Source organism: Amycolatopsis sp. lyj-108, from assembly GCF_046549005.1.
Taxonomy (GTDB): Bacteria; Actinomycetota; Actinomycetes; order Mycobacteriales; family Pseudonocardiaceae; genus Amycolatopsis.
On record NZ_JAJPWQ010000006.1, the window covers coordinates 207,832 to 229,836 of the forward strand.

Annotated in this window: 20 protein-coding genes; 9 read left to right on the forward strand and 11 right to left on the reverse strand. The window is 68.1% G+C overall.

The window, feature by feature from the left end:
• Positions 1 to 63: 63 nt before the first annotated feature.
• The gene (locus ACLJO0_RS23010; RefSeq protein ID WP_125782635.1) at positions 64 to 1,434 is read right to left on the reverse strand and encodes a cystathionine beta-synthase; all 1,371 of its coding nucleotides are present in this window, start codon (positions 1,432 to 1,434) and stop codon (positions 64 to 66) included.
• Between the two features lie 179 nt (positions 1,435 to 1,613).
• Between ACLJO0_RS23010 and ACLJO0_RS23015 the strand changes: the two genes are divergently transcribed.
• Entirely contained in the window at positions 1,614 to 2,834 is a 1,221-nt protein-coding gene (locus ACLJO0_RS23015; RefSeq protein ID WP_410580467.1) for an acetyl-CoA C-acetyltransferase, read from the forward strand.
• A 110-nt stretch (positions 2,835 to 2,944) separates the two neighbouring features.
• Here the strand turns inward: ACLJO0_RS23015 and ACLJO0_RS23020 are convergent, their stop codons facing one another.
• The 5 genes from ACLJO0_RS23020 to ACLJO0_RS23040 all read right to left on the reverse strand — a co-directional run bounded on the left by ACLJO0_RS23020 (position 2,945) and on the right by ACLJO0_RS23040 (position 8,303).
• The gene (locus tag ACLJO0_RS23020; RefSeq protein WP_410580468.1) at positions 2,945 to 4,480 is read right to left on the reverse strand and encodes a DHA2 family efflux MFS transporter permease subunit; all 1,536 of its coding nucleotides are present in this window, start codon (positions 4,478 to 4,480) and stop codon (positions 2,945 to 2,947) included.
• Between the two features lie 223 nt (positions 4,481 to 4,703).
• Positions 4,704 to 5,972, reverse strand: a complete 1,269-nt coding sequence (locus ACLJO0_RS23025; RefSeq protein ID WP_410580469.1) for a YeeE/YedE family protein — start codon at positions 5,970 to 5,972, stop codon at positions 4,704 to 4,706.
• Between the two features lie 212 nt (positions 5,973 to 6,184).
• Positions 6,185 to 6,766 (reverse strand): hypothetical protein, encoded by a 582-nt coding sequence (locus ACLJO0_RS23030; protein WP_410580470.1) that lies wholly within the window; start codon positions 6,764 to 6,766, stop codon positions 6,185 to 6,187.
• Between the two features lie 111 nt (positions 6,767 to 6,877).
• Positions 6,878 to 7,390 (reverse strand): hypothetical protein, encoded by a 513-nt coding sequence (locus ACLJO0_RS23035; RefSeq protein ID WP_410580471.1) that lies wholly within the window; start codon positions 7,388 to 7,390, stop codon positions 6,878 to 6,880.
• Between the two features lie 73 nt (positions 7,391 to 7,463).
• Positions 7,464 to 8,303, reverse strand: a complete 840-nt coding sequence (locus ACLJO0_RS23040) for a Bax inhibitor-1/YccA family protein (protein WP_410580472.1) — start codon at positions 8,301 to 8,303, stop codon at positions 7,464 to 7,466.
• A gap of 315 nt (positions 8,304 to 8,618) precedes the next feature.
• Between ACLJO0_RS23040 and ACLJO0_RS23045 the strand changes: the two genes are divergently transcribed.
• The 4 genes from ACLJO0_RS23045 (at position 8,619) to ACLJO0_RS23060 (ending at position 14,116) form a co-directional block, all read left to right on the forward strand.
• Complete coding sequence (locus ACLJO0_RS23045) at positions 8,619 to 10,088, forward strand: SpaA isopeptide-forming pilin-related protein (protein ID WP_410580473.1); 1,470 nt, start codon at positions 8,619 to 8,621, stop codon at positions 10,086 to 10,088.
• Positions 10,089 to 10,098: 10 nt separating this feature from the next.
• Complete coding sequence (locus ACLJO0_RS23050) at positions 10,099 to 10,791, forward strand: class F sortase (protein ID WP_410580474.1); 693 nt, start codon at positions 10,099 to 10,101, stop codon at positions 10,789 to 10,791.
• Between the two features lie 99 nt (positions 10,792 to 10,890).
• On the forward strand, positions 10,891 to 12,882 hold the full coding sequence (locus ACLJO0_RS23055; RefSeq protein ID WP_410580475.1) for an SDR family oxidoreductase: 1,992 nt from the start codon (positions 10,891 to 10,893) through the stop codon (positions 12,880 to 12,882).
• Positions 12,883 to 13,000: 118 nt separating this feature from the next.
• Positions 13,001 to 14,116 carry a cell division protein DivIVA gene (locus ACLJO0_RS23060; RefSeq protein WP_410580476.1) on the forward strand — a complete coding sequence of 372 codons (1,116 nt, stop codon included), beginning with the start codon at positions 13,001 to 13,003 and terminating at the stop codon, positions 14,114 to 14,116.
• An 85-nt stretch (positions 14,117 to 14,201) separates the two neighbouring features.
• Here the strand turns inward: ACLJO0_RS23060 and ACLJO0_RS23065 are convergent, their stop codons facing one another.
• Complete coding sequence (locus ACLJO0_RS23065) at positions 14,202 to 15,527, reverse strand: amidase family protein (RefSeq protein ID WP_410580477.1); 1,326 nt, start codon at positions 15,525 to 15,527, stop codon at positions 14,202 to 14,204.
• 28 nt (positions 15,528 to 15,555) lie between these two features.
• Entirely contained in the window at positions 15,556 to 16,650 is a 1,095-nt protein-coding gene (locus tag ACLJO0_RS23070; RefSeq protein WP_410580478.1) for an alkene reductase, read from the reverse strand.
• Here ACLJO0_RS23070 and ACLJO0_RS23075 point away from each other — a divergent pair.
• Positions 16,649 to 17,131 (forward strand): MerR family transcriptional regulator, encoded by a 483-nt coding sequence (locus tag ACLJO0_RS23075; RefSeq protein WP_410580479.1) that lies wholly within the window; start codon positions 16,649 to 16,651, stop codon positions 17,129 to 17,131. The genes ACLJO0_RS23070 and ACLJO0_RS23075 overlap by 2 nt on opposite strands.
• 6 nt (positions 17,132 to 17,137) lie before the next feature.
• Here the strand turns inward: ACLJO0_RS23075 and ACLJO0_RS23080 are convergent, their stop codons facing one another.
• Genes ACLJO0_RS23080 through ACLJO0_RS23090 form a run of 3 tightly spaced genes read right to left on the reverse strand, consistent with a single transcriptional unit; the run spans position 17,138 to position 18,584 of the window.
• A complete protein-coding gene (locus ACLJO0_RS23080; protein WP_410580480.1) occupies positions 17,138 to 17,713 on the reverse strand; it encodes a TIGR03086 family metal-binding protein in 576 nt (191 codons plus the stop codon).
• A complete protein-coding gene (locus ACLJO0_RS23085; protein WP_410580481.1) occupies positions 17,710 to 18,204 on the reverse strand; it encodes an SRPBCC family protein in 495 nt (164 codons plus the stop codon). The genes ACLJO0_RS23080 and ACLJO0_RS23085 overlap by 4 nt, the downstream gene beginning before the upstream one ends.
• Before the next feature lie 29 nt (positions 18,205 to 18,233).
• Positions 18,234 to 18,584 (reverse strand): ArsR/SmtB family transcription factor, encoded by a 351-nt coding sequence (locus tag ACLJO0_RS23090; protein ID WP_125791844.1) that lies wholly within the window; start codon positions 18,582 to 18,584, stop codon positions 18,234 to 18,236.
• A gap of 268 nt (positions 18,585 to 18,852) precedes the next feature.
• On the opposite strand from ACLJO0_RS23090, the gene ACLJO0_RS23095 reads away from it, so the two are divergent.
• The 3 genes from ACLJO0_RS23095 to ACLJO0_RS23105 all read left to right on the forward strand — a co-directional run bounded on the left by ACLJO0_RS23095 (position 18,853) and on the right by ACLJO0_RS23105 (position 22,002).
• Complete coding sequence (locus tag ACLJO0_RS23095) at positions 18,853 to 20,094, forward strand: glycoside hydrolase family 3 N-terminal domain-containing protein (RefSeq protein WP_410580482.1); 1,242 nt, start codon at positions 18,853 to 18,855, stop codon at positions 20,092 to 20,094.
• 138 nt (positions 20,095 to 20,232) lie between these two features.
• Entirely contained in the window at positions 20,233 to 21,189 is a 957-nt protein-coding gene (locus ACLJO0_RS23100) for an alpha/beta hydrolase family esterase (RefSeq protein WP_410580483.1), read from the forward strand.
• A 108-nt stretch (positions 21,190 to 21,297) separates the two neighbouring features.
• Positions 21,298 to 22,002 carry a TetR/AcrR family transcriptional regulator gene (locus tag ACLJO0_RS23105; RefSeq protein WP_410580484.1) on the forward strand — a complete coding sequence of 235 codons (705 nt, stop codon included), beginning with the start codon at positions 21,298 to 21,300 and terminating at the stop codon, positions 22,000 to 22,002.
• Positions 22,003 to 22,005 lie beyond the last annotated feature (3 nt).

Sequence of the window (22,005 nt, forward strand, 5' to 3'; positions counted from 1 at the left end):
CTATCGGATAGCCGGGTGGGCCGCTCGTAACGCCCCGGCCCGACCATCCGATGAAATGCCTCTTTACCGTCCTGCGAGAAAAGCGAGCAGGTCGTGGCGGGTGACGACCCCCGCCGGCTTGCCGTCGACCAGCACCAGCGCGCCGTCCGCGCCCGAGAGCGCGTTCATCGCCACACTGACCTGTTCACCGGCGCCGATGGTCGGCAGCGGCGGCGACATGTGCTGCTCGAGCCGGTCGGCCAGCTGGGCCTTGCCGGTGAAGAGCGCTTCGAGCAGGTCGCGTTCGTTGACCGCGCCGACGACCTCGGCCGCCATGACCGGGGGTTCCGCGCTGACCACGGGCATCTGGCTGACGCCGAACTCGGACAGGATCGCCACCGCTTCGGCGACGGTCTCGTTCGGGTGACTGTGCACGAGGCTGGGCAGCGAGCCGCTCTTCTTCATCAGGACGTCGCCGACGGTGGCGCCGCTGGAGTCCGGCGGCAGGAAGCCGTAGGAGGACATCCAGTCGTCGTTGAACACCTTGGTGAGGTAGCCGCGGCCGCCGTCGGGCAGGAGCACGACGACGACGTCGTCCGGGCCGAGGCCCTCGGCGAGCTTGAGCGCGGCGGCGACGGCCATCCCGCACGAGCCGCCGACGAGCAGTCCCTCTTCGAGCGCGAGGCGGCGCGTGATGTCGAAGGAGTTCGCGTCCGACACCGCGATGATCCGGTCGGCGATGTCCCGGTCGTAGGTGTCCGGCCAGAAGTCCTCACCGACGCCCTCGACGAGGTACGGCCGCCCGGTCCCGCCGGAGTACACCGAGCCTTCGGGGTCCGCGCCGATGACCTGGACGCGGCCGTCGCTGACCTCCTTGAGGTACTTGCCGGTGCCCGAGATCGTGCCGCCCGTGCCGACGCCCGCGACGAAGTGCGTGATCTTGCCTTCGGTCTGGCGCCAGAGCTCCGGGCCGGTCGAGTGGTAGTGGCTGGCGGGGTTCTCCGGGTTGGCGTACTGGTTCGGCTTCCAGGCGCCCTCGATCTCGCGGACGAGGCGATCGGAAACGTTGTAGTAGGAGTCCGGGTGCTCCGGCGCCACAGCGGTCGGGCAGACGACGACGCGGGCGCCGTAGGCCTTGAGCACGTTGCGCTTGTCCTCGCTGACCTTGTCCGGGCAGACGAACACGCACTTGTACCCCTTGCGCTGCGCCACCATGGCCAGCCCGACGCCGGTGTTGCCGGAGGTCGGCTCGACGATGGTGCCGCCGGGCTTCAGCGCGCCCGAACGCTCCGCGGCTTCGATCATCCGCAGCGCGATGCGGTCCTTGACACTGCCGCCGGGGTTGACGTACTCGACCTTGGCCAGGATGAGCGGTTGCAGCCCCTCGGCCAGTGCGTTCAGCTTGACCAGAGGGGTGTTGCCCACGAGGTCCACGATGTGCTCGACGTATTCCACTCCGACAGCCTAAACGCCGCAGGTCGTGCTGTGTCCACTCAACCGGGCGGGGTGAGGACCGCAGGCTAAAAGAGTGGCGTGGATCGCGTTCGCCTTTGACCCGCACCTCCCTCCGGTGGAGGATGCGAGGTGAGCAACCGCTTAGCGCGTCTGGATCGAAAACAAGGGAGTGTCGTTCCATGCCCGAAGCCGTCATCGTCTCCACCGCCCGATCCCCGATCGGCCGCGCCGGCAAGGGATCGCTGGTGAGCATCCGCCCGGACGACCTCACCGCGCAGATGGTCCGCGCCGCGCTCGACAAGGTCCCCGAACTCGACCCGACGCAGATCGAAGACCTCATGCTCGGCTGTGGTCTCCCCGGCGGCGAGCAGGGCTTCAACATGGGCCGCGCGGTCGCCGTCGAACTCGGCTACGACCACCTTCCCGGCTGCACGATCACCCGGTACTGCTCCTCCAGCCTCCAGACCACCCGCATGGCACTGCACGCGATCAAGGCGGGCGAAGGTGACGTGTTCATCTCCGCCGGCGTCGAGACCGTGTCGCGCTTCGCCAACGGCAGCTCGGACTCGTGGCCGAACACGCACAACCCGCTCTTCGCCGACGCTGAGGCCCGCACCGCACAGGTCGCGGCCGAAGGCGCCGACAGCTGGACCGACCCGCGCGAGAACGGCACCCTGCCCGACGTCTACATCGCGATGGGCCAGACCGCCGAAAACCTGGCGCGCCTGAAGAACGTGTCGCGTGAAGAGATGGACGAGTTCGGCGTCCGCTCGCAGAACCTCGCCGAGAAGGCCATCGCGGACGGCTTCTGGGCCAACGACATCACCCCGGTCACCCTGCCGGACGGCACCGTGGTCTCGAAGGACGACGGCCCGCGCGCCGGCGTCACCCTCGAAGGCGTCTCCGGCCTCAAGCCGGTCTTCCGCCCCGACGGCCGGATCACCGCGGGCAACTGCTGCGCGCTCAACGACGGCGCCGCCGCCGTGATCATCATGTCCGACACCAAGGCGAAGGAACTGGGTCTGACCCCGCTGGCCCGCGTCGTCTCCACCGGTGTTTCCGGGCTGTCGCCGGAGATCATGGGCTACGGCCCCGTCGAGGCGTCGAAGCGCGCGCTCGCCCGCGCCGGGATGTCCATCGACGACATCGACCTCGTCGAGATCAACGAGGCGTTCGCCGCGCAGGTCATCCCGTCCTACAAGGACCTCGGGATCGACCTCGACAAGCTGAACGTCAACGGCGGCGCGATCGCCGTCGGCCACCCGTTCGGCATGACCGGCGCGCGGATCACCTCCACGCTCATCAACTCGCTGCGCCACCACGACAAGCAGTTCGGCCTCGAAACCATGTGCGTCGGCGGCGGCCAGGGCATGGCGATGGTCCTGGAGCGCCTCTCCTGACCCTCTGACCTGCGAAAAGGGAGCAAGGGACCTTTGCTACCGCTTGTCTCGACGTCGAGAGAAGCGATAGCAAAGGTCCCTTGCTCCCTTTCGGGCCTAGCGGATCGTGATCAGTGGGTCACGATCGCCCGCACCGCAGGGACCTCGCCATCGGCCGCGCCCTCCGGCAGGGTGGGCTTGGTCTTCGGCAGGAACGCCGCCGGGATCAGGCAGAGCGCGAGCAGGATCAACGACCACAGGAACGTCGTCGAGAACGCGTCCGCGGTCAGCCCCGAAGCCGCTTCGTGCGTCGCCGGGTTCATCACCGCGGCCGTCGCGGCCAGCTGTCCCTGCGCGGTCGGCACGCCGAACTTCCCGGCGAGCAACGCCGCCAGGATGATCGACAGCACCGCCGCCCCGATCGCGCCCGCGGTCTGCTGCAGGATGTTCGTCGCCGTCGACGCCTTCGCCATGTCCTGCGTCTTGAGCGTCTGCAACGCGGCCGAGGTGATCGGCATCATCGTCGCGCCCATGCCGAGCCCCATCACGAACAGCGCCGAAAGCAGCAGCCAGTACGGGGTCGCCGCGGTGACCTGGGTGAAGGCGATCAGCCCGGCGAGCATCAGCACGAGACCGGGCAGCACGATCTTCCGCGCGCCGATCTTGTCCGCGAGCCTGCCCGCGATCGGCATGGTCAGCATCGCGCCGACCCCCTGCGGGGCGAGCAGCAGACCGGCGTTCATCGCCGATTCACCGCGCGCCAGCACGAAATACGTGGGCAGCAACAGCATCGCGCCGAAGAACGCGACACAGAAGAAGGTCATCGTCACCATGGCGACGGAGAACGACCGGTTCTTGAACAGCTTCAGATCGAGCAGCGGGTTCGTGACCCGGTTCGCCCGGAACACGAAGGCCACCAGCAGCGCGACCCCGGCCAGCGCGGGCAGCCAGACTTCCACCGCGCCGATCCCGCCTGCCGACGGGATGTTCGAAACACCGAAGATCAGCGCCGCCAGCCCCGGCGACACCATCAGCATGCCGAGGAAGTCGAAGCGCTCGCTGGGCTCCGGCCGGTCCTTCGGCAGCACGCGCCAGGCCAGCACCATGGTGATGAGGCCGATCGGCACGTTGATGTAGAAGATCCAGCGCCAGCTCACCGCGTCGACCAGCCAGCCGCCGAGGATCGGGCCACCGATCGGGCCGAGCAGCATCGGCACGCCGAGCACGCCCATCACGCGCCCGATCCGGTGCGGTCCCGCGGCCCTGGTCAGGATCGTCATGCCGGCGGGCATCAGCATGCCGCCGCCGAAGCCCTGCAGGACCCGGAAGATGATCAGCGATTCGACGTCCCAGGCCATGCCGGCGAGCATCGAGCCGATCAGGAACAGCCCGATCGCGGTCATGTAGAGCCGTTTGGTGCCGAACCGGTCCGAGGCCCAGCCGGTGACCGGGATGACCGTCGCCAGCGCCAGCATGTAGCCGGTCGCGATCCACTGGATGGTGTCGAACGAGGTCTGGAACTCGATGGTCAGTTTCTGGAGTGCGACGTTGACGACCGTCGTGTCGAGGATCGCCATGATCGCGCCGAGGATGACGACGCCGGCGACCTTGAGCACGCCGGCGTCGAGTTTGTCGCCGCCCGGTGCGGCCGGGCTTTGCGTTGACATGAAAAGTCCGTCCCTGTTACTGAGTGGACGCGACGACCCCCGTGGTCGCGACTACGGAATCGACGCCCGGCACCTGGCCGAGCCTTCCCCAGCCGAGCTTGTGCCTTAATGCGCAAGCTCGGACATGTAGCCGAGCGTAGCCGAACACGGGTTTTACCTGCCAACTTTTCCCCGTATGCGGGCCGAAAGGGCAGGCCAGCATACGGGTTGTCACGAAGAGTGATCAGCAGACGCTGTCCGTCGGAGCCGGGTTGCCGAGTCCGAACAGCGGTCGCAGTTTGAGCCCGATCCAGGTGCCGCCGAGCGCGAAAACACCCCACAGCCAGCCGTGCAGGCTTCCGACCGAGATACCGCCGAGGTAGGCGCCGATGTTGCAGCCGCCCGCCATCCGCGCGCCGACGCCCATCAGAATCCCGCCGAGCACCGCAGCGACGGCGGTCCGCCACGGGATCGAGCTGTGGATCTTCCACGCGCCCGCAGCCGCGGCCGCGACCCCCGCGCCGATCATGATGCCGATGTCGGTGAGGCTGTTCTTGTCCTTCCAGATCGGCCCGGCCAGCGAAGCCGCGTTCGCCTTGAGCCGCCAGAATTCCCAGGTCTCCGGGTGCAGGCCGAACACCTGCAGGATCTTGGCGCCCCACAGGCTGAACGCGCTCGTGACACCCCAGATCCCGCCGGAAACCAGGAAGACGGCGCCCGCCAGCACCCCGAGGACGACGGCGCCGACGAGAATCGGCCAGGAACCGCGGTAGATCCGGGTGAGACCGCGCGCGGTCGGGACGACGTCGACCGGCGGTGGGTTGCGGCGCTTCTGCACGAACCGGGTCCCCAGCACGATCGCGGCGAGGACGGCGACGGTGATCGCCCACGAACCGAACCAGCCGACGTGGTCGGCGAGCAGGACACCCTTGAACTCGGGCCAGCCCGACAGCAGCGGATACGCCCACGTGTAGAGGACGGAACCGGTGATGAAGCCGCCGAGGGTCAGGACGATCGTCGACTGGCCGGAACCGACCGCGAACAACGTTCCCGACGCGCAGGCGCCACCCAGCTGCATGCCGATGGCGAAGATCGTCGCGCCGACGAACAACGCGAGTCCCAGCCCGCCCGCGGTCGGGTTCGGCGTGCTGCCGAAGAGGCCGGAACCGGTGCCCACGATCAGCGCGATCAACGTCGCGGCCGTTCCGAGCAGCAGCGTGTGCGCCCGCAGCCCCTGGCCGTTCCCGACCGCGATCAGCTGCCGCCAGGCCGAGGTGAAACCGAACCGGGAGTGGAACAGCGCGAGCCCGAGCAAGAGACCGAGGATGAGCAGGACACCGAACTTCGCCCCGTGCGCCGCCCAGACGTACCAGGTCAGTCCGATCGCGAGGGCACCCGCGACCGCCAGCGGCACGATCTTGACCGGCTCCTCCGGCTGCGGGACCGGGGCGGCGCAGGAGGTCGGGAAGTCGAGAAGCTTCTTCTCACCGGCTTGGGTTTCTGTCGTCGCCACCAGGACTCCAGGTCGATCGGCGGGGTGGGGGACGAGCAACGTTAGGACCGGTGACCGCCCGGTCGCAGCCCGTCCCACACTGTGCGACGAATGGCGGCGCGCGCGGGGCCGGATGGCGGCGGCGGTACCAAAGGTCCCTTGCTCCCCCGGCACGCACGAAGGCCCCTTTCCCTCAGCTGAGCCGAGGGAAAGGGGCCTTCACGTGCTTGTGGTTACGGCGCCGTCTTGATGCAGACCGTGGTCGGCGGCGTCGAGTACACCGCCACTCGCGTCGCTTCGGTGCCCTCACAGGACGCCTGATCAGCGACGTTGGCGATCTTCACCAATTCCGCGTCCTTGGCGGGATCGGTGCAGGCCACCTTCTGATAGCCGGCCGTCTTCGACATGTAGCCCTTGAGGCAGTCGCCCTGCTTGGCGTTGGCCATCAGGCACAGCTTGTACGAGATCCGGCCGGACATCGAGATGCTGTCGTAGTCGCCCTCCGGGCAGGCCTCGTCGCCGCCCACGCGGGCGGCGATCTTGACGTTCGCCTCCTGCGCGCCGCAATCGGCCTTCTTCGGCTCGTCGGCCGTCTGGGAGAACTCGGTCACGCTGAGGCATTCACCGGCCTGGGCGTTGCCCGTCCCGGTGAAGTGGTTGACCAGGAAGAGACCGCCGCCGATCACGACGACGAGCACCGGGATGGCGAAACGCAGCCAGCCGAGCTTGGATTTTTTGGGCGCTTCCGGCTGGCCGAAAGCGTCGGGCTGTCCCACCGGCATTTGGCCCCCAGGGGCCGGCTGGGAAGTGGTCACCGAGAAACCTCACAGTTGTGAAGAGGAATGAGAACCTCGGTATCCAACACTTATCGTGATCAACCCCGTGAAGCGGCCCCCCGAACGAGTGAAAACCGCTGGCCGAGGCCGCTATTTGGTGCTTTTCACACAGACCGTCGAAGGCGGGGTCGAGTAGCTCTTGAGATGCGTCGCTTCCGTGTCGTCACAGGTCGCGACACCGTCGACCACTTTCAGGACCTCCGCGTCCCGCGCGGGGTCCGAGCAGGGGACCTTCTGATACGCCACGCTGTCGGCGAGGAAGTTCTCGAGGCAGTCGCCCTGCTTCGCGTTGAGCATCATGCAGAGCTTGTACGAGGCGAACGTCTTGTCGACGGTCAGCTGGTCGTACTCGCCCGCCGGGCACGCGCCGCCGGCGTCGGTCTTCGCCGCCGCCTTCGCGTTGGCCTCGGCCGAGCCGCAGTCCGCCTTGGCCGGGTCGTCGTCGACATCGCCGAACGTGGTGACCGCGTAACAGTCGCCAGCCTGGACGTCATCCGTGTTGGAGAGATGGCCGATGATCCACGAAGACGCGCTGAGCACCACGATCGCGACCGGCACCAGGATGCCAACCCAGAACCATTTGGAACGCCTGTGTTCGGTCATGCCAGCAGGGTATTCGCCACCACGGAAAAGGGCGCCCCGATCGCTCGGGGCGCCCTTTCGCGGAGAGACTCGGTCAGTCGTTTTGGAAGTACGACAGCAACCGCAGGATCTCGAGGTACAGCCAGACCAGCGTGGTCATCAGGCCGAAGGCGACGTACCAGGACCACTTCGAGGGCGTGCCTTCGCGGATCATCCGGTCGGCCTGGTCGAAGTCGAGCAGGAAGCTGAACGCCGCGACACCGATCACCACGAGGCTGAAGATGATCGCGATCGGACCGCCGTCACGCAGCGGGTTGAAACCGAAGAAGAGGCTGGTGACGAGGTTGACCAGCATCATGATCGCCACGCCGACCACGGCGCCGATGATCCACTTCGTCAACTTCGGGGTGACCTTGACGGCACCCGTCTTGTAGACGACCAGCATCGCGATGAAGACACCGGCGGTACCGACGATCGCCTGCAGCGCGATACCGGGGTACAGCGCTTCGAACAGACCGCTGATCGCACCGAGGAAGACACCCTCGACGGCCGAGTACGCCAGCGTGAGCGGGCCGCTCGGCATCTTCTTGAAGATGATCACCAGCGAAATCACGAGGCCGACGATCATCGAGCCGACGAGCACGCCGATCACGGAACTGGGAATGCCCAGGATCTTGCCGGACCCCGACAGCGGGATCTGGCTGATCGCCCAGATCGCGGTGAGCACACCGGTCACCAGCGCGGTGCCGAGGCTCAGCGCAGTCTTGATGACGACGTCGTCGACGGTCATCGGACGGTCGCCGGCGCCGGCGGAGGTCTGCGGAGGACCGTAGCCGGGCACGCCGCCCTGGGGTTGGTTGAAACCTACGTTGGGTCCGTACTCCGCCGCGCCACGCGGCAGGTTCCGGAACGCCGGGTTGCTACTGGATCGCACCTGATCCTCCTGGATCTACTGGCACCTGCATCGGGTTCAACGACCGCGTGGGCCGCCCGGTTCCCGTCGAAGTAAAGACGACTTTACTCACAATCGGCGCGACGCCCATCCCCCACACCGTATGCGGCGGAGATCACCGACCGTTCACCGATACCCCACCTGATGACCTCTTGCCAAAACCGCTGATCACACGCGATTCTGCACGGTGCGTGTTCGGATAAACACCGAAGGCGTGTCGGGGAACCTATCGATCGTGTGACCTGCGTCGACGTAAAGGCGTCGAAGGCAGAGCACGGCCAAAGGAGTCAACACACCATGGGGTGGACCACACGCCCGAGCGTGCGTTCGCGCGCCTTGACCAGCCTGATCGCGACGTGCCTGCTCGGCGCTTTGTCCGCCACCGTCGCGGCGACACCGGCCTCGGCCGTCGAAAACGAAGGCGTCGGCTATCGGGTCACGCCCGGCCAGACGGTCAACGGCCAGCCCAGAGACCGCGACTGGCTCGGTTCCTACGTCGTCAACGGGAAGCACGTGTTCTGCGTCTCCTTCCAGCTGAAGGCGCCGGACACGAACGAGAAGTACAAGCCCGGCGACGAACTCCTCGACAAGTGGGGCGCGAAGCTCCCCGAGGACACCGCCGCCAACATCTCCTACCTGCTGCTCCGCTACGGCGGTACCAAGGACAACGCCGAGGCCGCCGCACTCGCGCACCTGCTGCACTCGTGGACGTCGAAGCCGCGTTCCGCCGACGACCTCGAGCCGACCCGTCCCCCGGAGGAGATCGGCTACGACGTCCAGGGCCAGCTCGCCAAGCTGAAGGCGCAGCACTCCGACGCCGCCGCGGCCGTCGAGAAGCTGACCAAGGACGCCGAAGCGAACCGCGGCCCGTGGACCACCGCGATCGCGCCGCCGAAGGAAGACCAGCACATCGGCACCGCGGGCGAGTGGACGATCAGCGTCAAGAACGCCAAGGGCAAGGGTGTCTCCGGCGTGCCGGTGCAGCTCACGCCGTCGAACGCGACCGTCGAAAGCGGCGAGAGCACGAAGCCCGCGTCGACTTCGAAGGCGAAGGCCGAGAAGGCCACCACGGTGAAGACGGGCGAGGACGGCACCGTCACGGTCAAGGTGACGCCGACCGGCGACCAGCCGAAGCTGTCGAGCTCGTTGTCCGCCCCCGCGGACCGGCCGTACGTGCAGTTCCCCGTCGAGACCGGCGTGCAGAAGGTCGTGTCGACCGGCGGCGAGAAGGAGCTGAAGGCCCAGGGTGTCGCGGTCGTCTCGAAGCCGGGCAAGGTCCAGGTGACCAAGGTCGACGCGAAGACCGGCAAGGGCGTTGCGGGCGCTGTGCTGCGGATCACCGCGAAGGACAAGACGACGGCCGCGGTCGGCCACGACGGCAAACCGCTCAACGGCGCCGACGGCAAACCCGCCGTCGTCACCACCGAGGGCGAAACCGGCACGGTCACCGTGGAGAACCTGCGGACCCCGCAGGAGATCTGCGTGGTCGAGGTCAGCGCGCCGCCGGGCTACACCAACGCGTTCGACCCGAAGAACCCGCCGTCCGCCTGCGGTGAGGTCAAGCCGGGTGAGACGCTGGCGCTCAAGGTCGCCAACACGCCCAACGAGGTACCGCGCACCATTCCCGCCGGCGACCGGCCGGTGGCGATGATGCAGGGCACCGTCGAGAACTCGGCGTCGACCGCCGGGATCCTCGGCGTCGGCGCGCTCGCGCTGCTCGGTTCACTGATGGTGGGCGCGGCCGCGCGGCGGTCTTCGCGACGCTAAGGATTCGGGAATGTCAGTACGACGTGGGTTCGCGCTGGGAGCCGTCACGGTCCTGTGCGCGGACCTCGTCGCGGCCTTGATCATCTGGCCGCCGACGACCGTGGTGGCGGGGACGGCTCAGCCCGTCTCCGTCTCCGTCGCGGGCGGCGCCCCGGCCGCGCCCGCGCAGCAGGAGGTGCCACCTCCACCGGACATCGTTCCCACCACGCCGACGGCCGCTCCTCCCCCGCCGTCGTCTTCGAAACAACCGGAGGCCCCGAAACCCCAGGGTCCGGGGACGATCCAGCTGCCCGCCGGTGGCGCGGCGAAACTCGTGCGCAAGGAACTCGGACCGGGCGCGGAGCTTCCGGTGCCGGAGAACCTCGGCGAGGTGACCTGGTGGGGCGCCGAACTGAGCGCGGCCACCGGCGCGAGCGTGTTCGCCGGGCACGTGAACTGGAAGGGCGCGACGGGCCCGTTCGCGGAGCTGTGGACCGAACGGATCGGCGGCGCCGTCACCGTGGTCGACAAGGCCGGGAAGTCTTGGCGGTACAAGGTTTCCCAGCTGATCACGCTGAAGAAGAACGAACTGCCGCAGCGGGCGGACGAGCTGTTCGGCCAGTCCGGTCCACATCGGATAGTCCTCGTGACCTGCGGCGGCCGCTGGGTCGGCGGGGAGACCGGCTACGCCGAGAACCGGGTCGTCATCGCCGACCCGGCATAGTTACCCGTGAGTAACTTCACCGGCGCCATGGTGGTCCTCGCCGTCGTCATGCAGCACAATGCCGGTGGACGCGGGCGAGCACGGTGAAGGGTGAAGCGAATGGCGACTTTTCTGGTGACCGGGGCGACCGGATTGATCGGGCGCCACTTCACCCGGCTGCTGCTCACCAGGGACGACGTCGAGAAGGTCGCGCTCGTCGTCCGCGCGTCCTCCCGGGACAAACTCGCGAAACTCGTGAACGCCTGGCCGCATCCCGAACGCGTCACCCTCGTCACCGGTGACCTCGGCGAGCCACTACTCGGCGTCGGCGAAGACGACCGAGAGATGCTTCGCGGCGTCGATCACGTCGTCCACCTCGCCGCCCTTTACGACCTCACCGCCGACGACGAAGCCAGCATCAAGGCCAACGTCGAAGGCACCGCGCAGGTGATCGCGCTCGCCGCCGGACTGAACGCGGGCTGCCTGCACCACGTGTCCTCGGTCGCCGTCGCCGGTGACCACGAGGGCATGTTCACCGAGGAGATGTTCGACGTCGGCCAGCGGCTCCTCACGCCGTACCACCGCACGAAGTTCGAGGCGGAGCGCCTCGTGCGCGAACAGCAGGACGTGCCGTGGCGGGTGTACCGGCCCGCGGTCGTCGTCGGGGACTCCGAGACCGGCGAGATGGACAAGATCGACGGCCCGTACTACCTGTTCCCCGCGATCAGCAGGCTCGCCGGGCTGCCTGACGTGCCGATCGTCGGCCCCGACCTCGGCGACACCAACGTCGTCCCGGTCGACTACGTCGCCGAATCGCTGAACGCCCTGGTCACCACGAAGGGGCTCGACGGGCGCGCGTTCCACCTCGTCAACCCGGAGCCCCAGCCGGTCGTCTCGGTCTACAACGCCTTCGCGAAGGCGGCGGGCGCGCCGACGATCTCCGTGCAGCTCAACGACCGTTTGTCCAAGGGCATCGTCAACCTGGTGAAACTGAGCGAGCACATCCCCGGCTTCACGATCGCGCGCGACGCCGTGCTGGAACGGCTCGGCATCCCGCCGGTACTGCTGGAGACCATGGCGTTCCCGTCAGTGTTCTCGTCGGCGTCGACGCGCAAGGCGCTCATCGGCTCGGGCGTCGAGGTGCCCCGGATCGAGAACTACGCGCCCACGCTGTGGCGCTACTGGCGTGAGCACCTCGACCCGTTCCGCGCCCGCAAGCACGGCCCGCGCGGTGAACTGGACGGCCGCCGCGTGATCATCACCGGCGCGTCCTCCGGCATCGGCCGGGCGACCGCGATCAAGGTCGCGGCCGCGGGCGGGGTGCCGTTGCTCGTGGCGCGGCGCCGTCACGAGCTCGAAGAAGTGCGGGACGAGATCATCGCCGCGGGCGGCACGGCGTCGGTGTACCCGGCCGACCTGACCGACGAGGACTCCGTGCACAAGGCCGTCGACGCGATGCTCGCCGAGCACGGCCGGGTCGACATGCTCGTGAACAACGCCGGCCGGTCGATCCGGCGATCGATCAAACTCTCGTACGACCGGTTCCACGACTACGAACGCGCGATGGCGATCAACTACTTCGGCGCGGTCCGGCTGATCCTCGCGGTACTGCCGCATATGTCCGAGCGGAAATTCGGGCATATCGTCAACGTGTCGTCGATCGGCGTGCAGGGAATCGCGCCGCGCTTTTCGGCATATGCGGCTTCGAAGGCCGCTTTGGACTATTTCTCGCGGATCGCCGCGACCGAGACCCACGGTGACGGAATCACCTTCACGACCATCCACATGCCACTCGTGCGCACGCCGATGATCCGGCCGACGAAGATCTATGACGCGTTTCCGACCAAATCCCCGGATCAGGCCGCGGACATGGTGATGAAGGCGCTGAAGGAACGCCCGAAGCACATCGGCACGCCTGCCGGGCAAGCGATCGGGCTCGCGTACACGCTCACGCCGGGGCTGACGGATGCCGTGGCCTACCAAGGATTCCGCGTGTTCCCGGACTCCGCGGCCGCTGGCGGCGAGGGCGGTCTCAAAATCGGGAAGGGCGAGCAGCATCTGTCCCGTGCGGCGATGGCGCTCGCCCGGCTCAGCCGCGGCTTCCATTGGTGACACTGCGCACACGGGTGGCGGCCGTTCAGGTGAGGGATCGCAGCTGAGAGCCGACACACGTCGGTGAATCACGAAGCCTGACAACGGCGACGCCGGGTACGCAGGTACCGTCGTGACCATGGTTCCCGAGCGAGACAACGGCCTGTTGCCCCTGCGGCGCGAGTACACCCAGGCCTGGCACGGCTTCGACCGGAACGAAGTGCGCCAGTATCTGGATCATCTCGAAACCCAGCTGCATCGCGTGATCACCGACCGCGACGCCGCGATCGCGCAGGCGACCTCGGCCACCCGCGAACTCGAAACCGTCCGCCACGAGGTGGCGAAGCTGAACGCCAGGATCGAGGAGCTGAAGAAACCGCCGGAGCGGCTCGAAGACCTCGACGAGCGGATGCAGCGCACCGTCACGCTCGCTCAGGCGCGCGCGGACGAGATCACGAAGCGTGCCGAGGTCGCGGCCGAGAAGCACTGGGCGTCCTCGAGCGAGGCTTCGAAGAAGCTCCGCGAGCGGTACACGCGGCTCGTCGCCGAGCTGGACAAGCAGGCGGACGCGCTGCACTCCGAACACGAATCCGCGCTCGCCGAAACGCGGGCCGAGGTCCACCGGCTGACCGTCGAGGCCGCCCAGCGCCGGGAACTGCTGGACAACGAGGCCGAGCGCAAGCGCCGGAAGATCGAGCGCGAGTTCGAGCAGACCATCGCGGCTCAGCGCGCCTCGCACGAGAAGCACATCACCGACCAGCAGACGGCCAGCAAGAACCAGGCCGAACGCCGGATCGCGGAGGCCACCGCGGAGGCCAAGCGCCGCATCGACGAGGCCACGGCCGAGGCCAAGCGCCGTCTCGACGAAGCCACGACGACAGCCGCCCAGCGCACGACCGCCGCCCAGCGGAAGGTCGAGCGGCTGGCGGAGATCCGCGAGCAGGCCCGCAAGAGCCTGATGCAGGCCGACGAGGTCCTGAAGGGCAGCGAGGCGATGCTCGCGGCGCTGCCCGAGGAGTCGGTGATCCCGCACGCTTCGAAGCTCGTCGGCGGCGACAGCAAGGCCGCGGAGACGAAGCCTGCCGGCAAGCCCGCCGAGCCGCCCGCGTCGAAGGCCCCGGCTCCCGCCAAACCCGCTCCCGCCAAGCCCGCTTCTTCGGCGCCTGCCGCCGCCGCGCCGAAGAACGGACAGAACGAGCAGGGCGGCCCGAAGGCGAACGGCCAGAAGCCGTCACCGGCCAAAACCGGCTCCTGACCTGCGCGAAGTAGCAAGGGACCTTTGCTGTCACTCTCTTTTGGAGAGCGACAGCAAAGGTCCCTTGCTCTCTTTTCGGAGGCTGTCAGGAAGCGGTGGTGCGAGGCCACGGATTGGCCGCTTCGAGCTGGGCGGCTAGGCCGAGGAGGAGCGCTTCCCCGCCGGGTGCGGCGACGAGCTGGACGCAGGCCGGGATGCCCGACGGATGTACGCCGACCGGAACCGACATCGCCGGGTAGCCCGCGAGATTCCAGAAGCCCGCGAAGCCCGCCACGCGTACGGACGGCAGGACGTTGGCGATCCACCGGGCTTCATGCCACCTGCGAGCCTTGAGCGGAAGGGTCGCCAGCATGGGCGTCACCAGGACGTCATGGTCGGCGAAGAACTCTTCGGCACGCTCCAGCCAGCGCTCGCGGGTGCTGTCCTGGACACGCTTGGCCAGCAGCCGCCCGAGCCGGACGTGTGTACGCGTCCGAGGCTGGAGCGCACCGAGATCGAAGCCCTCGGCCTGCTCGGTAGGGCCCGCGACCCAGCGCGCGAAGAGACCACCGACGGCTCCGGCGCTGTATCGAGGCGCGCCGGGCGCGACGGTGTGCCCGGCCTCGCGAAACAACTCTCCGGCCCTCGTGACGGCTCGGCCGAACGCACGCGGCAACGGCGCCCTCGTCAACGGGACCTGAGTCGACAGAGCGATGCGGGACCGCTTCGGTTCGGCGAGGTCCGCCAGGCCGGGCTCTTCGGCGAGGACCGACATCAGCACGGCCGCGTCGGCCACGGTGGTCGTCATCGGACCGTGCGTGGACAGACCGAACCAGCCACTCTCCCCCGGTACGCGGACCACGTCCTTACCCGGTTTGAGACCGACGAGCCCGCACATGGCGGACGGCAGCCGGATCGAGCCCAGACCATCGGTGCCGTGCGCGATGGGCACCAGCCCGGCCGCGACGGCCGCCGCACTCCCGCCCGACGAACCGCCCGCGGCGTAGGCCGGGTTGCGCGGATTGCGCGCCACTCCGTCCGGACCGTCGCTCGACGGCCAGACACACAGCTCCGGCACCCGGGTCAGGCCGACGATCACCGCACCGGCGGCCCGCAGCCGCCGCGCTATCTCACCGTCCTCTGTGGACAGCGCGGACGAGCCCGCACGCGACCCCCACGAGGCGTATTCGCCCTCGACCGGCGCGACGTCCTTGACCGCGATCGGCACACCGGCCAACGGCAGGTCGGCCAGGTCCGCGCGTTCGGCGACGGCGGCTGCCTCGGCCAATGCCTCCTCATGCCTGACCCGGCGGAACGCGCCGACCACCCCGTCCGCCGCCGCGATCCGGGCCAACGCCTCTCGCGTCACCTCGACCGGGTCGAGCTCCTTGGCACGCACAGCCGCCGCGATTTCCACTGCCGTCTTGACCATCCCCGCACTGTAGAGCCGCCGGAGAAGATCAGCTGCGCGCCGAACAGGCGAACTTGGCCGAGTCCGGTTCGTGCGCCGGGAAGTCGGTGTAGCCGTCGAGCCGGGCGCCGTAGTAGACGTCGTGGTCGGCCTGAGCGAGCGGGGCGCCCAGAGCGAACCGGGCGGGCAGGTCCGGGTTCGCGATGAACAGCCGTCCGAAGGCGACCACATCGGCGAGACCGGCTTCGATCAAGGACTCACCCTCGTCCCGGGAAGTCGGTTCCCCCGACCGCAGGTTCGCGACGAGCGTCCCCGGCCACAGCGGCCGCAGGTGGGACAACGCCTCAGTGTCGGGAGTGTCGATAACGTGCAGGTACGCGAGCTCGTACCGGCGTAGTTCCTCGAGCAGTCGTGAGTACACCTCCTTCCAGTCGTCTTCCAGGATGTCGTTCTCCGGGTTGCCCGGCGAAATCCGCAGAGCGACCCTGGCCGCGCCGATCCGCTCGGTCACGGCCGCCACCACTTCGAGCGGGAAGCGGAGCCGGGCGGCGACCGAACCGCCGTAACGGTCCTCCCGGAGATTGGTGTTGCGAGCGAGGAACTCCTGGATGAGGTAACCGTTGGCACCGTGGAGTTCCACGCCGTCGAATCCCGCCTCGACGGCCCGGCGTGCCGCCGCGGCGAAGTCCTGGACGACCTCGCCTATCTCTTCTTCGCCGAGCGCACGCGGTTCGACCGTGTCCGTCCAGCCGTCGGCCGAGAAGATCCGCCCGGCCTGCCGGACCGCCGACGGCGCCACCGGCGCCCGGCCCATCACACCGGGATGACTGACCCGGCCCGAGTGCCAAAGCTGCCCGAAAATCCGGCCGCCTTCCCTGTGCACGGCTTCCGTCACCGCGCGCCAGGCCTCGGCCTGCCGTTCCGTCGCGAGTCCTGGAATGCCCGGACCACTCTTGCCGGTCCGGTCGACCCAGATGCCTTCGCTCACGATCAACCCGGCGCTCGCGCGCTGCGCGTAGTACTCGGCCGTCCGCGGATGCGGCACGCCTGTGACATCGTCGGCGCGCCCCCGGGTCATCGGGGCCATCGCGATGCGATTCGGCAACTGGATCGCCGTGCCGCGGAATGCTTCGAGCAACCTCATGAACGCGAAGCTAAACCCTGACGCCGGCGTCACGGTCAACCTCGGTTTCCGCGGCTACTGTGGACTGATGCGGATCGGCGAACTGGCGAAGCGGACCGGGGTGAGCGTCCGCTCGTTGCGGTACTACGAAACGGAAGGCCTGCTGCGTCCCGATCGATGCGGCAACGGCTACCGGACCTTCACCGAAGACGACATCGCCAGGGTGCTGCAGATCCAGCTCTTCTATTCGGCCGGGTTGTGCAGCGGCAAGATCGCGGAACTCCTTCCCTGTGTTTCCGGGGACCACACGCATTTGGTGCCTTCGCCGGGAATGGCCGGCGAACTGGAGATCGCCAAGACTCGGATCCAGAACCAGATCTCCTTGCTCACCACCTCTCTATCGGTTCTGGAGCGTGTCCTGGCCGCGGCCAAGGGGACCGACACCGCCGAGGTACCGGTTCCTTCCCGGCCCGTCCGGCGGCACCGCGGAATCCATGTCTGACCCGGATCAGGCGTTCGGGTCGCGGCCCAGCAGCCCGAGCAGCCTGTCCTGCAGGGGCGCGTCTTCGGGCACCTTCACTTCAGGGCCGAAGACGACGATGCCGGGCCCGAAAGCGCCGGGGATCCTCATCTGTTCGGGGATCGCCTGCGCGCCGGGCCACATCCGGACGACCTCCTCCGGATCGATCGTGTCGTCCTGACCGGTGGCACGGGCCAGATCCCAGCCGTGGAGCACCATGTCGGCGCTCACGACCTGGTCGATGTGCTGTTCGGCGGTCATCTTCCCCGCCGGTGTCTCGTGTTCGGTGGCTGCGAGCACGGGATCAGCGAGGATGGCCTCGACATCGGCCCGAGCCGCCTGGAAGGCACCGAGCGGATCATCCGAGAGCGAAGGCGCCGGCCCGAGATCACGTCCGAAGGGACGCAGCATCGCGCCGTGCATGTCGACGATGTGCCCGACGACATCCCTGGCGGTCCACTCTTCACAGGGCGACCTGTTCTCCCATTGCCCGGCTTCGACGGCGGCGACCTTGCTCTCGAAGACGTCGGCCCGGACGCGGTAACGGTCCGCGATGGTGTTCATCGTGTTCCCGTCCTCTCCGGAGTGGCGACGACCTCGGCCAGCTTGTCGAAGCCCTCACCGACACCCCGCTCCATCCCGGATTCGAGTACTGCGTCCCGGATCCGCTTGGAGGCGTACCGCACGACCTGCGTCAGCGTGGTGACCCCGCCGTGTTCGACCAGCGTCAGCGTCGCCAAGGCCTGACCTTCCGAGGCATCGCAATCCTCGTTCGTCTCGAGGGAGACGAGCCTTTCCGGACGGTCGATCTCCTGGTAGACACCCTGCAGCAGCATCTCCGTCCCGCCGTCTTGGCGCAGCCGGTAACGCCATGCGCCGCCGACCCGCAGGTCGATCTCGCATTCGACGACCTCCCAGTCGCGCGGGCCGAACCAGCGGCGCACCAGTTCCGGTTTGGTCCACGCGTCGAACACCAACGCCCTCGGCGCGTCGAAGGACCTCGTCATGACGATCTCGAGATCGCCGGATTTCGTCACGCTGAGAGCGCGTCCCATCGTGCTGTTCCTTTCCGCTCGTGCGGTGGTCAATCGGTCTCGTCCCGGCGCTCCGGGTGCTTCATCTCTTCGTCCAGGACGAGGTCCAGCTGAGAGAAGGTCTCGTCCCAGTGGCGGCGGTAGCCGCCGAGCCATTCGTTCGCGTTCTTCAGCGGATCGGCCACCAGCCGGCAGGGGCGACGCTGAGCATCGCGGCCCCTTGCCACCAGCCCCGCCCGCTCCAGCACTTTCAGATGTTTGGAGATGGCGGGCTGGCTCATCGCGAACGGCTCGGCCAGCTCCGTCACCGTGGCCTCACCGCGGGCGAGCCGCGCGAGGATCGCGCGGCGGGTGGGGTCGGCGAGTGCCGCGAAGGTGACATCGAGCAGATCTTGCGTCACGGTCGCCCGCCTTCCGTTTCCTGAGTTCGAGCGATTCTCACGACTTCCATTCTCACGATCGGTGCTCATCGGCACCGGGACGGTGGATAACCTTGCGGTTTCATAACCATGTGGTAATCTACGGCGGAGCAGATCGAGTTGTCAAGGCCGAGCACCGGCTTGACGAGGGAGAACACGAAAGAGGAAGGAGGTGGGACCGAGCCGGTCTCGCACTAAAGGACATGCGAGCGCGTACGAAAGGGCAACTGGGGTTACCGTCGATACCGGCATGGACGACGAACGAAACGAGCCGATGAACTCCGGGCGACCGAAGACGACGAAGCGATGGACGGCCGTCATCCTGGGAGCCGCCACCGTTCTCCTCACCAGCGTGCAGTGCGGCACCGCGGACGACCAGGCAGGCTCGGCACAGCCGGCGGGGACGGTACCTCCGCCGAGCAGCAGTGTCGCTTCGAGCCCGTCCAGCTCCGGCAAGCCCGCGCCCTCGCCGTCACCGAGGGCGGAGCAGGCGCCTGCTCCGGGCTGCGAAGCGGTAGTCGCCGGGATGAGCCCCCGGCAGCGACTGGCTCAGCTGGTGGTGGTCGGCGTGAACGCCGGCGACCCGCAGGCAGTGGTGAAACTGGTGCGCGATCAGCAGGTCGGCGGGATCTTCCTCGGCGGCAACGAGACGGCCCTGTTGCAGAACGGTGCACTGGACGAGGTCCAACGCGCAGCGAAGATCCCGGTATCGGTGGCGATCGACGAGGAAGGCGGTCGTGTTCAACGGATCGACGCCCTCGACGGCAACATGCCCAGCGCCCGGAAGATGGCCTCGACCCTGACGCCGGCGCAGGTGCGGAAGAAGGCCGCCGAGCGAGGACGGCAGATGCGGGCTCGTGGCGTCACCGTCGACTACGCGCCCGACGCCGACATCACCGACCAGCCGGACCGCGACATCGTCGGCGACCGGTCGTTCGGCTCGGATCCGGAGGTCGCGCGCAAGTACGTCCTGGCGTTCGCGCAGGGCCTGCGGGACGCCGGGGTGCAGCCGGTGCTGAAGCACTTCCCCGGGCACGGACACGCCACCGGGGACTCCCACAAGGGACTGGTGCGGACGCCGCCGCTGGCCTCGCTGCGCAAGGTCGACCTGGTGCCGTACCGCGACATCGGCGAGTACGGCGAGATCGGCGTCATGGTCGGACATCTGGACGTGCCCGACCTGACCGGCGGGACACCGTCGACCCTGTCGGCGCCGGCGTACCGGCTGCTGCGGAAGGACTACGCGTTCGACGGCCCGGTGATCACGGACGATCTCGGGGCGATGAAGGCGATCACGTCGCAGTACCCGTTGCAGACGGCTGTGCTCAAGGCCTTGCAGGCCGGGGCGGATCAGGCGTTGTGGTCTTCCGGCGGCAACGTCGGCACGGTGCTGGCCACGCTGGAGCAAGCGCTTGCGTCCGGTGACCTCCCGGCCGCCCGGGTCGACGAGGCAGTGACCCGCGTGCTCGCGGCGAAACACGCCTGCGGCTGACCGGCCCCAGCCCGCGAGGTGACCAAGCCGGCGGGTGGCGTGAAAAGCGGTCCGAAAACTCAATGAACACAATGCTGACCAGGCCCGCGTCAGGGGTGACCCTGATCACCGCCCTGCCGCCCGATCAAGGAGGATCGCGTGCCTGGTCCCACGAAGTCCCTGCGCCGTCTCGCTCTGACGGCCGCCGCCGCTGCCGGACTGAGCCTGCTCGCCGCGCCGGTGGCGTCGGCCGCACCGGTGACGTCGGCCGCGCCGTCGCCGATCGATCATCCGGTGCGGACCACCGGCTGTCACCGTCCGTCTCCGGTGCCGGCCGGGGCGACGACACTGCGGACCGTGACGTCGGGGGGCTTGGTCCGCGAGTACACGGTGCACGTTCCGCCGCGATACCGGCCTTCGCGCCCGTACCCGCTGGTGTTGTCGTTCCATGGCCACAAACGGACGTCGAAGTATCAGGAGGAGCTGTCCGGGTTTTCCGCGTATGACGCGATTTCCGTCTACCCGCAAGGACTTCCGGGTACTGACGGTGAGTCGGCGTGGACCGGTGCGCCGTATTCCGCGGCCGCTGACGACGTGCTCTTCACCAGCGATCTGCTGAACACGCTCCAGCGTGAACTGTGCGTCGATTCCCGCCGGATCTACGCGACGGGCAAGTCGAACGGCGGTGGGTTCGTCGGCGTCCTCGCTTGCCGGATGCCGGGCCGGATCGCGGCGTTCGCCCCGGTCGCCGGCGCGTTCTATCCGCAAGGCGGCGAATGCCACCCGTCGCGTCCCGCTCCGATCCTCGACTTCCACGGAACGGCCGACGCGACGATCCCTTACACCGGAAATCCCGCAAAGGGCCTGCCGACACTGCCGGACTGGCTCGCCGCGTGGTCCGACCGGAACGGCTGCTTCCCGCGCCCGATCCAGTACTCGCCGCAGGCCGACGTCACCGTCCAGCGCTGGCTCGGTTGCTCGCTCCAGCATTACCGGGTCGAAGGCGCCGGGCATGTCTGGCCGAGCACGGCGCCGAACAACGACTCCGCCACTCCGACCGTCATCGACGCCACGCCGGTCATCTGGAACTTCATGCTCGCCCACCGGCTGCGTTAAGAACTCGTCCATTTCCTTGCCGGATCCCCGTGCCTGGCGCTACCGTCGAACTTGACCGGATGACCAGATGAGCAAATCTGGTCACGACGTCAGAGACTGGGAGCGCACGTGGCAGAACGTCCGGACCGCACCGCCGGCCGCGCCGATCGCATCCTCGACGCGGCCGGCGTCCTGCTGTCGCGGCTGGGCTATCGCAAGGTGACCATCGAGGACATCGCGAGCCAGGCGGGCATCGGGAAGGGCACGATCTACCTGCATTGGCCCACCAAGGAAACCCTGTTCCACGCGTTGCTCCTGCGTGAATCCCTTCGAGCAGCCGAGACCATTCTCGATCGGCTGGACGAGGATCCGGCGGAAGTCGCCCCGCATCGGTTCCACCGGGCCATTTTCCTGTACACCCAGCGAAACCCGCTGCTCGGCGCACTCATCACCGGTAACACCGAAATGCTGGGCAGGCTGAAGAAACATCCCTTGCAGGATCAGGACGCGGTCGTGACCGATCGGTACCTGAAGACGATGACCGACCGGGGCCTGTTGCGCGACGACATCCCGAACCTGCTCTTTTCCCTCCGCGCCGCGGCGCTGGGGTTCTACCTGATGGACAGCTTCACCACCGACGGCACCGGCCTCACCTCCGAAGAGAAGGCCGACGCCCTCGCGCACATCATCCGGACGGCGTTCGAGCCGCCGGAGCCACCGTCCAAGGCGGATCTGGCCGCCACGGCGGCCGAAGTGATCCAGGCGTTCCGTGAGCTGATCTCGTCTTATCGCGCCTGGATCTACCGGAAGGACGGTGCCGGGGAGCCCGCTTGATCC